11 protein-coding genes and 1 pseudogene are annotated in these 12,049 nt (G+C 64.1%); 10 read left to right on the forward strand and 2 right to left on the reverse strand.

Going from position 1 to position 12,049, the window contains the following annotated elements; all coding sequences use genetic code 11:
- Positions 1-2,478: pseudogene (locus WBG82_RS12445) on the forward strand (hypothetical protein); the annotation flags it as partial.
- Positions 2,479-2,588: 110 nt separating this feature from the next.
- Here the strand turns inward: WBG82_RS12445 and fliP are convergent.
- Together fliP and WBG82_RS12455 are read right to left on the reverse strand one after the other, a co-directional pair.
- Complete coding sequence (gene fliP, locus WBG82_RS12450) at positions 2,589-3,353, reverse strand: flagellar type III secretion system pore protein FliP (RefSeq protein ID WP_424424839.1); 765 nt, start codon at positions 3,351-3,353, stop codon at positions 2,589-2,591.
- A complete protein-coding gene (locus WBG82_RS12455) occupies positions 3,350-3,706 on the reverse strand; it encodes a hypothetical protein (RefSeq protein WP_424424840.1) in 357 nt (118 codons plus the stop codon). The genes fliP and WBG82_RS12455 overlap by 4 nt, the downstream gene beginning before the upstream one ends.
- A 287-nt stretch (positions 3,707-3,993) precedes the next feature.
- Here WBG82_RS12455 and WBG82_RS12460 point away from each other — a divergent pair, with 287 nt between their 5' ends.
- The 9 genes from WBG82_RS12460 to WBG82_RS12500 form a co-directional block, all read left to right on the forward strand.
- Positions 3,994-4,422: a flagellar basal body protein gene (locus WBG82_RS12460; protein ID WP_424424841.1), complete on the forward strand. Its 429-nt coding sequence runs from the start codon at positions 3,994-3,996 to the stop codon at positions 4,420-4,422.
- Between the two features lie 21 nt (positions 4,423-4,443).
- The gene (flgC, locus tag WBG82_RS12465; RefSeq protein ID WP_424424846.1) at positions 4,444-4,854 is read left to right on the forward strand and encodes a flagellar basal body rod protein FlgC; all 411 of its coding nucleotides are present in this window, start codon (positions 4,444-4,446) and stop codon (positions 4,852-4,854) included.
- A gap of 12 nt (positions 4,855-4,866) precedes the next feature.
- The gene (locus WBG82_RS12470; RefSeq protein ID WP_324297631.1) at positions 4,867-5,190 is read left to right on the forward strand and encodes a flagellar hook-basal body complex protein FliE; all 324 of its coding nucleotides are present in this window, start codon (positions 4,867-4,869) and stop codon (positions 5,188-5,190) included.
- 50 nt (positions 5,191-5,240) lie between these two features.
- A complete protein-coding gene (gene fliQ / locus WBG82_RS12475) occupies positions 5,241-5,504 on the forward strand; it encodes a flagellar biosynthesis protein FliQ (protein WP_324297629.1) in 264 nt (87 codons plus the stop codon).
- 29 nt (positions 5,505-5,533) lie between these two features.
- Positions 5,534-6,295 (forward strand): flagellar biosynthetic protein FliR, encoded by a 762-nt coding sequence (gene fliR / locus WBG82_RS12480; protein WP_424424842.1) that lies wholly within the window; start codon positions 5,534-5,536, stop codon positions 6,293-6,295.
- 16 nt (positions 6,296-6,311) lie between these two features.
- Complete coding sequence (gene flhB, locus WBG82_RS12485) at positions 6,312-7,394, forward strand: flagellar biosynthesis protein FlhB (protein ID WP_424424843.1); 1,083 nt, start codon at positions 6,312-6,314, stop codon at positions 7,392-7,394.
- 88 nt (positions 7,395-7,482) lie between these two features.
- Positions 7,483-10,035 (forward strand): ATP-binding protein, encoded by a 2,553-nt coding sequence (locus WBG82_RS12490; RefSeq protein WP_424424844.1) that lies wholly within the window; start codon positions 7,483-7,485, stop codon positions 10,033-10,035.
- Between the two features lie 216 nt (positions 10,036-10,251).
- The gene (gene recA, locus WBG82_RS12495; protein WP_424424847.1) at positions 10,252-11,307 is read left to right on the forward strand and encodes a recombinase RecA; all 1,056 of its coding nucleotides are present in this window, start codon (positions 10,252-10,254) and stop codon (positions 11,305-11,307) included.
- Between the two features lie 281 nt (positions 11,308-11,588).
- A partial coding sequence (locus tag WBG82_RS12500) for an alanine--tRNA ligase-related protein (protein ID WP_424424845.1) occupies positions 11,589-12,049 on the forward strand: 461 nt, incomplete at its 3' end.

Consider the following 12,049-nt stretch of genomic DNA (forward strand, 5'->3'; position numbering starts at 1 on the left):
GCGCCATCTGCCGCGCCGTCGGCCGTTCCGGCTTCCGAGGCCGCGGCACCTGCCCGCGACGGGCCCGCTCATGATGCCGCTGCCGCAGCCGCGCAAGCGGAGCCGCATCACGCGCTCGAGGTCGCGGTGCGCGACCATCATGGCCGGACGGAGATCGACTTTCCCTGGGACAGCCCGACGGGCGCCGCCGTTTTTACGCGGGCAAGCACGCTCTGGATCGTTTTCGACCGGAAGACGGCACTCGACCTCTCGCGGTTCAAGGTCGCCTCCACCGCGCGGCTCGGCGCGCCAGCCGAAATCCCGGTGGAGGGGGGCGTCGCCATTGCCGTTCCGATCCTGGGCGAACATCAGCTCGTCGGTGTGCAGCAATTCGACACCAAATGGCAGGTCACGGTTGGCGAGAGTCTCGCCAGCATAGGCCGCCCCATCGCGGTCACGCGCGACTGGCTTGACACGGGTCAGGGCATCGTCAGCTTCGACCTCAAGGGCGCGCGGAAGATCCTCAGGGTTCCCGATCCTGCGGCGCGCGATACGCTCGACGTCGCCACGGCGTTCGGACCCGTGCAGGCGATGCAGACGCCGCGCAGCTTCATCGAGTTTCAGGCGCTGGCAACCGCTCAGGGCCTTGCCGTCATGCGCGTCGCCGACGATCTCAACGTCGTCACGGCATCGGACGCGGTCGTCGTTTCGCGCAGAAACGGGCTCACGCTTTCGGCCGATGAGGGCGCGGCGCGCATGAATGGCGATGGCGCCGGATCGCCCGCCGCCATGGATTTTGCCACCCGGCGGGGAAGTGGAAATTTCATCGAGGATCGCAAGGCGCATGAGCGGCGGGTCGCGCTTGCCGACATTCGCAGCGTCGCGGGAGCAAGGATGGACTATGCCCGCTTCCTCGTTGCGAACGGGCTCGGCATCGAGGCGTTGACACAGATCGAAATGGCGCGCGACGTCGATCAGAAGCTCGCGGAAAGCCCCTCGTTCCACGCCTTGCGCGGCGTCGCCAATGTGATGGCCCATCGCAATGCCGAAGCCGTTGCCGATCTTTCGATCAATGCGCTCGCCATGGAGCCTGCGGCGGCGGGCTGGCGTGCGCTGGCGCGCGCCGGCCTCGGCCAGACGGAAGCGGCGCGGAAGGATTTCGGGCTGGCGGGGCCCTTCATGGACGGAACGGGGCCCGAATATGCAGCGCGAATGCGTCTGACGGCGGCGCGGGTCGATCTCGCGCTGAACGACATCTCGGGCATGCAGATTCACCTGAAGCATCTGCCGGCGCATATCGAGAACCGCGAGCTGAATGCGGAACGTCTCTATCTGCAAGCGAAGGCGATCGAGAGCCTTCAGCGGCCCGTGGAAGCGGCCGAGGCTTACGATCGCGTGATCGAGACGAATGTGCGGCCCTTCGTCGTGCGCGCGCGTTTCGCCAGGGCGCTCATGCTCAACAAGAGCGGCAAGCTTTCCGACGCGAAACTCGCGAGCGAACTCGACGAGCTTCGCATGATGTGGCGCGGCGACGATGCGGAACTCGAAATACTGACGAAGCTCGCGGAACTGCGGCTGAAGCAGGACGACATTCTTGCCGCCCTCAGGGTCATGCATGTCGTGACCATGAATTTTCCGCATGACGACGGGGCGCATGCTCTCGGCGCCCGGATGCCGGACATTTTCGCGAGCTTCTTCATCGACGGATATGCGGACAGGATTCCGGCGGTGCAGGCGCTGGCGGTCTATCACGATTTTCAGGATCTCACGCCGATAGGGCGCAGGGGAGACGAGCTCATCCGGCATCTGGCGGAGCGGCTTGTTTCGGTCGATCTGCTGCCGCAGGCCGCCGAGCTTCTGAGCTACCAGATCGAAAAGCGGCTTGTGGGCGGCGTCGCCAAGGCGCAGGTCGCGGCGCGTCTTGCCACCATCTACCTGCTCGACGACAAGCCCGAAACCGCGCTCAAGGCCATCCGCTCGACGAACCAGAACCAGTTGCCGGAAGATCTCGACCTGCAACGCCGTCTGATCGAGGCGCGCGCGCTCGCCTCGGTCAAGAAGTTCGATCTGGCGCTCGATCTGCTCTCGGAGATGCCGGGCGCGGCCGCAAGCACCCTCAGGGCGGATGTGTTCTGGGAGGCGCAGCGCTGGGAGGAGGCGGGGCAGGCGGCGGAAGCGCTGCTGGCCAATGCCGGCGGGGAGCGGGCGCTCGGCGCCGACGAGCGCTTCCAGATCATGCGTGGCGCCATCGCCTATTCGCTCGGCAATGACGAGGCGGGGCTCGAACGCATGCGGACGAAATTCGGCTCCCGCATGGCGGACACCGCCGATGCGAGCGCGTTTGCGGTCGTGACGGAGCCGATCGAGCGGCAGGGCGTCGCCTTCCGCGAGCTTGCAAGCCGCATCGCCTCCGTGAACGCGATGGAGCGCTTCGTCAATTCTCTGAAGAAGCCGGACCGGATCTCCGAGATCGACGGGACGCCCGTCGCAAGTAACTGATCGGGGCGTTCGGAATTTCCGCTGGTAGTCCGGGCGTACCTGTTCCGGCGTAGGCCGGGATGCCGGGCCACCAATTCAGAGCCCCTCGCTCTGGACCCCGGCCTCGCCGGTCAGGTGCCGAAGCTCTGGACGAGGCTTCCCGCGATCAGCGCCCATCCGTCCACCAGCACGAAGAAGATCAGCTTGAACGGCAGCGAGATCATCACTGGCGGCAGCATCATCATGCCCATGGACATGAGGACGGAGGCCACGACCAGATCGATGACGATAAAGGGCAGGAAGATGAGGAAGCCGATCTCGAAGGCGCGGCGAAGCTCGCTCAGCATGAAGGCCGGCACGACGACCTGAAGCGGAAGGTCCTTCGCCTCTTCGGGCTCAGGCGCCTTGGAGAGATCGACGAAGAGCTTGAGGTCCTGCTTGCGAACCTGGGTAAGCATGAAATCCTTGAAGGGCTCGCTCGTCTTCGTGAACGCTTCGCCAAGCTCGATCTGCTTGTTCATCATCGGCTCGATGCCGTCATGATAGGCGCGAGTGAAGGTCGGCGTCATGACGAAGGCGGTGAGGAAAAGCGCGAGGCTGACGATGACGGCATTGGGCGGCGATTGCTGGAGACCCATGGCCGTGCGAAGCAGCGAGAGCACCACGACGATGCGGACGAAGGACGTCACCATGATGAAGATCGACGGCGCGAGGCTCAGCACCGTAATCAGGGCGACGAGTTGAACGATGTGATCGGTCAGGCCGAAATTGTCGGCGAGATCGACCTTGATCGTGTCCGCCAAGGCGGGGCCTGAAAGCAGGAAGGCGGCGAGGGCGACGACGAGCCCTGCGGCAAGAGGCCAGCGGCGCGAGGCGTTCTGGATCGGAAAGGTCACGCGCGGCGCTCCTTGATGAAATCGACGATGCGCTGGAACTGAAGTGCGGGAGCGGGCGCCGCGGCGGCGGGCGCTGCTTCAATCACCGGAGCGTCGATGCCGCTCTCGATGAGGAGCGCCTGTTCGGCGCCGAGCAGGATGAGATGCTCCTTGCTGTCGCGGCGGATGAGAACGAGCCGGTGCTTGGCGTCGATCACCTTGACCTCGCTGATGGCGAGGCGCTTCAGCGCGCCGGAAGCGGAGAAGCCTCCCGTCGCGAGACCGAGGCGGCGGGCGCCATAGGCGCAGACGCCGATCAGTCCGATGATGAACGCGAGCGCCGCCGCGAAGCGGAATATCTCTGTAAGGTCCATGGCCCAGCCCGATTGCCCCCGGGTGTCCCGAAGCGGATCACCCACCCTGGGCACAATTTGCCGGGATCGTGCTTAATTTCCGGTTAAGGCCCAGAGAAAGGGCGGCTTTTGGTGGTTAGGGCTTTCTTACCGTACCCGGTCATTTTTGCCGCGTTAGGACGATTTTAACGATACGCGGCAAAACTGACCCTGCCGCCAAGGAATGCGTGGCTTGCGACAGATTTTGAGAGCGCCGCCGGAAACGCCCAGAAGGGGAGTACGGACGGTCTTCAAACGGGCACGCGACCATGTCGATCGGCGATCTCCCCATCTTCACGATGATGAAGCAGCGCCTGCACTGGCTGACCGAGCGCCAGCAGGTGCTCTCCCAGAACGTCGCCAACGCCAATACGCCGGGCTATGCGGCAAAGGATCTGAAGGAGCTTGATTTCGGCGCGATGGTCGATGCGAGCGGACCGAAGCTCGCGCCCGTCGCCACAAGCAGCATGCATATCGGCTCGCCCGTCGCGGGCGCGGCCGCGAGCTTCAATCTCGGCCAGGCGCGGGGCGGCGAGCGGGCCAAGGCACCGGATTTCGAGACGACGCCGGACGGCAATTCGGTCGTGCTCGAGGACCAGATGATCAAGGTCGCGCAGACACAGATGGATTACGAGACGGTGACGAGCCTCTATTCCAAGAGCCTCGGTCTCATCCGCCTCGCCATCGGCAACGGTTGAGGGAGGCTCTTCATGAGCGCCATGGACCTTCTCAAGTCGATGATGGTGGCGGCTTCGGGCCTCAAGGCCCAGAGCGGCCGTATGCGGATCATCGCGGAAAACATCGCCAATGCGGATTCGACCGCGAAGACGCCGGGCGGCGATCCCTATCGCCGCAAGCTTCCTACATTTGAAGAGAGCCTTGACCGCTCGCTCGGCACCCAGACCGTGAAGCTCGGAAGGCCCGTCCTCGACAATTCGGACTTCCAGCTCAAATACATGCCGGGGCACCCCGCCGCCGACGCCAATGGCTATGTGAAGATGCCGAACGTCAACGGCCTCGTCGAAGCCATGGACATGCGCGAGGCCCAGCGGAGCTACGAGGCCAATCTCAATCTCATTCAGGCGTCGCGTCGCATGATCTCGCAGACGATCGACATCCTGAAAAAGTAAGGGGAGCGGTTCATGACCATTCCAGCTTCAGTCGCCCTCAACGCCTATGCCCGCGCAGCCGGAATGGGCGGTGGCGCCGCTCCGCAGGCGGGCGCGGCCAAGCAGGCTGCGGGCGCAGGCGGCTTCGGGGATTTTCTTGAAAAGGCCATAAATGACGGCGTCGATGTCGGCAAGACGAGCGAGCGCCAGATGGCCGCTTCCGCCGCGAGCAAGGATGGAAGCCTCGTCGATGTGGTGACGGCGGTGGCCGAAGCCGAGACGACGCTCCAGACGGTCGTTGCGGTGCGCGACAAGGTGATCGCCGCCTATATGGACATCATGAAGATGCCGATCTGAGACGGCATCGCGGAAAGCCGATCCGACGAAGCGGGGAAGAGAAGAAAATCATGACCGGACCTGAAGTGCTCGACCTCGCGCGCCAGAGTATCTATGTGCTGCTCTCGGTTTCCGCACCGATGATGATCGTCGCGCTCGTCGTCGGCATCGCCATCGCGCTTCTGCAGGCGCTGACGCAGGTTCAGGAAATGACGCTGGTCTTCGTGCCGAAGATCGTCGCGATCTTTCTGGTGATGCTCGTGGCGCTGCCCTTCATGGGCCAGTCGCTCGCGGGCTACATGCACCTCATCGCGCAGAAGATCGTCGCGGGATAGAGCGGGACAGGGCCGGGGGCGGACGCCGCATGATCACGATCGAAATACTGCCGCAGACGGGCTTTGTGTTCATGCTCGTCTTTTCGCGCCTCGGCAGCATGATCATGCTGCTGCCGGCGCTCGGCGAAGTGTCCGTACCCTCGCGCGTCAGGCTCGTTTTCGCGCTCGTCATGACGGCGGTGATGATGCCGCTCGTTTCCGGCGCCTATGGCTCGATCCCCACGAGCGTTCCGGGGCTCGCCATGGCCGTGATCGGCGAAATCCTCATCGGGCTTTTCATCGGGCTTTCGGCGCGCTTCATCATGAGCGCGCTGCAGGTCGCGGGCAATATCATTGGCATGCAGACAGGGCTTTCATTCGCGCAGAGCGTCGACCCGACGCAAGGCACGCAGGGCGCGATGATCGCCTCCTTTCTCTCGTTGCTTGCGGTGGCGCTCATCTTCGCGGCCGATCTCGACCATCTGCTCATCGCCGCGATGCGCGACAGCTACCTCATCTTCGAGCCGGGCGCGTCCTTTCCCGTCGGCGATTTCCTCCAGATGGCGGTCAAGGCCATTTCCGGCGCCTTCACGCTCGGGGTGCAGCTTTCCGCGCCCTTCCTCGTCTTCGGTCTTGTCTTCTATCTCGGCCTCGGAATCCTTTCGCGGCTCATGCCGCAGATCCAGATCTTCTTCATCGCCATGCCGGGAAATATCGGCCTCGGCTTCGCGCTGCTCTTCCTGCTTCTGGGCGCCATGATGACGTGGTTCCTGCAGGGCTTCGAGCAGACGATGGCCGTGTTCGTGCAGTGACGCGGGAGGGGGCGCCATGGCCGAACAGAACGATTCCGAAAAGACAGAAGAACCAACAGGCAAAAAGCTAGAAGACGCACAAAAGCGCGGCGACGTCGTCAAGAGCCAGGAGATCAATGCCTGGTTCGTGATGATGGGCGGCGCCATGGCGGTCGGCCTCATGGGCACGTCGTCGGCCGGGACGATCATGGATGCGCTCAAGGTGTTTCTGATCTCGCCCGAGGCGATCCCGATGGACCGCGATCATCTTCGCGGCGTCATACTGCATCTCGGCATGGTGGTTTTCGGGGCGATGGCGCTTCCGCTCGGCGTGCTCATCGTCGCGGCGATGGCGGGCAACCTTCTCCAGCATGCGCCGGTCTTTACCGGCGAGAACATGAAGCCTTCCTTCTCCAAGCTCTCGCCGATCAAGGGGCTCGAGCGCCTGTTCGGTCCGAAGAGCCTCGTCAATCTCCTCAAGAGCATGATCAAGTTCGTGCTCGTCGGCAGCGTCGTCTTCTTGCTGGTCTGGCCGGAACGCGATCACTTCGGCCTCATGATGACCTGGGACGTCTCGCTGCTGCTGCCGCTCGTCAAGGCTCTGGCGCTCAAGATGTTCGGCGGCGTGATCGCCGTCATGACGGTCGTGGCGGCGCTCGACTATCTCTTCGAGCGTTTCCAGTGGCTCAAGAAGCAGCGCATGTCCATCCAGGAGATCAAGGACGAATACAAGCAGATGGAAGGCGACCCGACGGTCAAGGCGAAGCTACGCCAGTTGCGCATCGAACGCGGCCGCAAGCGCATGATGGCCAATGTGCCGAAGGCGACCGTCGTCATCATGAACCCGACCCACTATGCCGTCGCGCTGAAATACGAGAAGGGCATGGGCGCGCCCGTCTGCGTCGCCAAGGGGCTCGATGCCATCGCCCTCAAGATCCGCGAGGTCGCCGAGGCGAATGACGTGCCCGTGGTCGAGAACCCGCCGCTCGCTCGCGCGCTCCACGCCTCGGTCGAAATCGACCAGGAAATCCAGCCGGATCACTACAAGGCGGTCGCCGAGGTCATTGGATATGTGATGCGGCTTAAGGCTAAGATCGCCGGACGGGGCAGGGCCAATTGATTCGCGCCCTCGCGGCGCGCAAAATTCATAATTCCGGATCGGAGCCCGGTGTGAGCCGGGCAGCGGGGGCGGCTTCGGGGGAATGCCGATGAGCGAAATACCGGCCGAATTGCCGGAGCTGGAGCATAGGGCGGCGGCAGAGGCCAGCGGCGGCGGAGCTGCGTGGACCGGAGAGGCGCAGGAAGGCGTGTTTTCGGCGCTGCCATCCGGGCGGCGTCTCGTCATTCTCACAGGCGCGGGCGTCGGCCTCGCGGCGACGCTGCTCGATGCTTTCGGCCTTCATGCCTTCGGCGTGAGCGGCGCGCTGACCGTCATGGGCGTGATCGGAGCGGCGGGCGTTCTCATCTTCGGGCTTGGAATGAGCGGGAGCGATGCCTTCAGCCGGGCGCCGCTCGCGGCGGGCGAGGCGCTCAACGCGCTTCCCGATCCCTGCTATGTGACCGACCGGCGCGGCGCCGTGATTTTCGCCAATGAAGCCTATCGCAGCCTGCTCGGCACGGCTCATGCCGAGCGGCCGGCGCCGCTCGAGCGCCTGCTCGCCGGACGCGACGGCCTTGCCGAAACGCTCTTCCGCCTCACCCAGATGGGGCGGACGGGCTTTGCCGGCGAGGAGGAGGTTCGCTTCTCGCCGCGCGCGGGCGCGGTGGAGCGCGTTTTCAGGATCGTGGTGCGTCCGCTGAGCGGGGAGGAAGGCGGCGCCGTGTGGCTGCTGCGCGACCTCACCATGGAGCGCGAGCGCGTCGAGATTGCGGAGCGCCAGTGGCAGAGCGTCATCGCCTTCATGTCGACGACGCCGATCGGCTTCTACGTCGCCGAGGTGAATGGCGAGATCACGTTTATCAACGCGCGGCTCGCAGGCTGGCTCGGCATCGAGCCCGACCGCGCCACGGAGCGGCGCACGACACTTACCGATTTCGCGGCGGGCGATCCGGGCGGGTTCCCCCTTGCGTCCGGACTCGACGGCACCGCCACGCTCGATGTCGATCTGCGCGCGGGCGATGGCAGCGTCATGCCGGTTCGCATCGTGCAGACGCAGGTTTCGCGCGGCGACGGGCGCGAGCCGATGATCTGCGCCATGGTGCTCGACCGCGCCACCGCGGACGAGGCGGAGGAGACGATGCGCGACGCCGAGCGGCGCTTCGCGCGCTTCTTCAACAATGCGCCCATCGGCATCGCCACGGTTGATCGCGAAGGCCGGATCGACAATGCGAACAGCGCCTTTCGTTCCTATGTCGGCGATGTGGAGCGCGGCGCGAACCTCGCCGGCCTCGTGGCCGAGGACGACCGGCCAGGCGTCGAGGAAGTGCTTGGCAGGGCACAGGCTGGCACGCTTTCAGGCCCGCCCATCGAGGTGCGGCCCGTCAACCGTTCCGAGCGCGTGGGGCTTCTCTATGCGAGCCGCGTCGATATGGGCGAGGAGGGCGGCTCGACCGTCATCTATCTCATCGACGCGACGGAGCAGAAATCGCTCGAGCTGCAATTCGCCCAGTCGCAGAAGATGCAGGCCATCGGCCAGCTCGCGGGCGGCGTGGCGCATGACTTCAACAATCTGCTGACGGCGATTATAGGCTTTTGCGACCTGCTGCTCGCGCGGCACCAGGCGGGCGATCCCTCATTTGCCGATGTCATGCAGATCAAGCAGAACGCGAACCGCGCGGCGAACCTTACCCGCCAGCTTCTCGCCTTCTCGCGCCGGCAGACGCTGCGGCCCAAGGTGCTCTCGCTCACCGACGCGATCGCCGAGCTTCAGAACCTTCTCTCCCGCCTTCTCACCGAGAAGGTCGAACTCAAGATCGTTCATGGTCGCGATCTCGGTCTCGTCAAGGTCGATCAGAACCAGATCGAACAGGTCATCATGAACCTCGCCGTCAATGCGCGCGACGCGATGCCGGATGGCGGCAGGCTGACGATCCGCACGGCGAATGTTTCGGAGGAGGACAGCCGCGCGCTCGACCACGCGCTGATGCCGCCCGGCGAATATGTGCTCATCGAGGTCGCGGATACCGGCGTTGGTATTCCGAAGGAAAATCACGGCAAGATCTTCGAGCCGTTCTACACCACCAAGGATCCGAGCAAGGGCACGGGCCTCGGGCTTTCGACCGTCTATGGCATCGTGAAGCAGACCGGCGGCTTCATCTTCCTCTATTCGACGGTCGGCAAGGGCACGACCTTCCGCATCTATCTGCCGCGCTATTTCGAAACGCCGGCGGAGGCGAAGGCCGAGGCGGAGGCAGCAGCCGCCGCAAGCGCGGCCGAGCCCGCGGACCTCACCGGCAAGGGCACGATCCTTCTCGTTGAGGACGAGGATGCGGTACGCACCTTCGCCGCCCGCGCGCTAACCACGCGCGGCTATGAGGTGCTGCAGGCCGAAAGCGGCGAGGCGGCCATCGCGCTGGTCGAGGGCTTCAAGGGCCAGATCGACCTCGTCGTCTCGGACGTGGTGATGCCGAATATGGACGGCCCCACCATGATCAAGGAACTGAGGGCGCGGATTCCGGGCGCGAAGGTCATCTTCGTTTCGGGTTACGCGGAGGATGCCTTCGAGAAGAGCCTCGACCCCGATCAGGAGTTCCACTTCCTGCCCAAGCCCTTCTCGCTGAAGCAGCTCGCGGCGGCCGTGAAGGAGATGATGGGCGGCTGAGGGTGATTCACGGCAACCATGTCGGCCAAGGCGTGAACATCTGCCGAACTTGTCTTGAATTCCATTTTAAAATCAATATCTTAAATTTCAGATTGCTAGTCGGAACAAAACCGGTACATTAACCCTTGATTGCTTCGGCCAGGCCAGCATGAAATAAGGGGAACCGGGATGTCGAAACCGACGATTCAGCTCGTTGAGAAGGGCGACAGGAACGATATGGACAAGCAGAAAGCCCTCGAAGCCGCTCTCAGCCAGATCGAACGCTCGTTCGGCAAGGGCTCGATCATGCGGCTCGGCAAGAATGAGCAGGTGGTGGAGATCGAGGCGATTTCCACGGGCTCGCTCGGCCTCGACATCGCGCTCGGCATTGGCGGGCTTCCCCGCGGCCGCGTGATCGAGGTTTACGGTCCCGAATCCTCCGGCAAGACGACGCTGGCGCTGCAGACCATCGCCGAAGCCCAGAAGAAGGGCGGCGTCTGCGCCTTCGTCGATGCGGAACATGCGCTCGATCCCGTCTATGCGCGCAAGCTCGGCGTCGCGCTCGACGATCTTCTCATCTCCCAGCCCGATACGGGCGAGCAGGCGCTCGAGATCGCGGACACGCTGGTCCGCTCCGGCGCGGTGGACGTGCTCGTCGTCGACTCGGTTGCGGCGCTGACGCCCAAGGCCGAACTCGAGGGCGAGATGGGCGACTCGCTGCCCGGCCTTCAGGCGCGGCTCATGAGCCAGGCGCTCCGCAAGCTCACCGCTTCGATCTCCAAGTCGAACACCATGGTGATCTTCATCAACCAGATCCGCATGAAGATCGGTGTGATGTTCGGCAGCCCGGAGACGACGACGGGCGGCAACGCGCTCAAATTCTACGCTTCGGTCCGCCTCGACATTCGCCGCATCGGCGCGATCAAGGATCGCGACGAGGTGGTCGGTAACCAGACCCGCGTGAAGGTGGTCAAGAACAAGGTCGCGCCGCCCTTCAAGCAGATCGAATTCGACATCATGTATGGCGAGGGCATCTCCAAGACCGGCGAACTCATCGATCTCGGCGTCAAGGCGGGCATCGTCGAGAAGTCGGGCTCCTGGTTCTCCTATAACAGCCAGCGCATCGGGCAGGGCCGCGAGAACGCCAAGACCTTCCTGAAGGAAAACCCCGACATGGCCGCCCAGATCGAACAGGCCATCCGGCAGAATGCAGGGCTGATCGCAGAGCAGATCATGGAAGGCGCGCCCGAGGACGATGCAGATGACGATGGCGATATGGAGGCGAGCGCCTGAGAGGGCTGCTTCCCGCAAGGTTTCTCTAGCCTGCTTGTGCAAGGCGCGGCGCCGGATACCCCCCGGCGCCGTTTTGCGTTTCCGGAGGCCGGTTGCGATGCCCTTGCGCGGGCGGCGGGCAGACTGGCGCGGGCAGGGGGATGCGATCCCTCGCCAAGGGGCTTTCCTAGACAGTTGCCGGGGCGGACGGTAAAAGCTCGAACGACTTTCAACTTTCCAGGGCGCGCCCGCCGGGAGGGCCGGCAAGGCGCGCGCCCCAGAATACGAAGCGAGATGACGGAATGGCCGGGCTCAACGAGATCCGCAGCAAGTATCTCTCCTATTTCGGCAGGAACGGCCACGAGATCGTGCCGTCGGGGCCACTCGTTCCGAACAACGACCCGACGCTGCTTTTCACCAATGCCGGAATGGTGCAGTTCAAGAACGTCTTCACCGGCAACGAGACGCGCCCCTATTCCCGCGCGGCTACGGCGCAGAAATGCGTGCGCGCGGGCGGCAAGCACAACGACCTCGACAATGTCGGCTACACGGCGCGCCACCACACCTTCTTCGAGATGCTGGGCAATTTCTCCTTCGGCGACTATTTCAAGGCCGATGCGATCGAACTGGCCTGGAACCTCGTTACCAAGGAATTCGGCCTGCCGAAAGACCGGCTGATGTCGACCGTCTATGCGGAGGATGACGAGGCGTTCAACCTCTGGAAGAAGATCGCAGGGCTTCCGGACGAGCGCATCGTCCGCAT

The sequence above is a fragment of the Parvibaculum sp. genome (genome assembly GCF_049671045.1).
Taxonomy (GTDB): Bacteria; Pseudomonadota; Alphaproteobacteria; order Parvibaculales; family Parvibaculaceae; genus Parvibaculum.

Excerpts from the sequence above, each read along its gene's own strand:
- WBG82_RS12455 (WP_424424840.1), bottom strand. The coding sequence starts at position 3,706 with ATGGACCTTACAGAGATATTCCGCTTCGCGGCGGCGCTCGCGTTCATC.
- WBG82_RS12460 (WP_424424841.1), top strand. The coding sequence starts at position 3,994 with ATGTCGATCGGCGATCTCCCCATCTTCACGATGATGAAGCAGCGCCTG.
- flgC (WP_424424846.1), top strand. The coding sequence starts at position 4,444 with ATGGACCTTCTCAAGTCGATGATGGTGGCGGCTTCGGGCCTCAAGGCC.
- WBG82_RS12470 (WP_324297631.1), top strand. The coding sequence starts at position 4,867 with ATGACCATTCCAGCTTCAGTCGCCCTCAACGCCTATGCCCGCGCAGCC.
- fliQ (WP_324297629.1), top strand. The coding sequence starts at position 5,241 with ATGACCGGACCTGAAGTGCTCGACCTCGCGCGCCAGAGTATCTATGTG.
- fliR (WP_424424842.1), top strand. The coding sequence starts at position 5,534 with ATGATCACGATCGAAATACTGCCGCAGACGGGCTTTGTGTTCATGCTC.
- flhB (WP_424424843.1), top strand. The coding sequence starts at position 6,312 with ATGGCCGAACAGAACGATTCCGAAAAGACAGAAGAACCAACAGGCAAA.
- WBG82_RS12490 (WP_424424844.1), top strand. The coding sequence starts at position 7,483 with ATGAGCGAAATACCGGCCGAATTGCCGGAGCTGGAGCATAGGGCGGCG.
- recA (WP_424424847.1), top strand. The coding sequence starts at position 10,252 with ATGGACAAGCAGAAAGCCCTCGAAGCCGCTCTCAGCCAGATCGAACGC.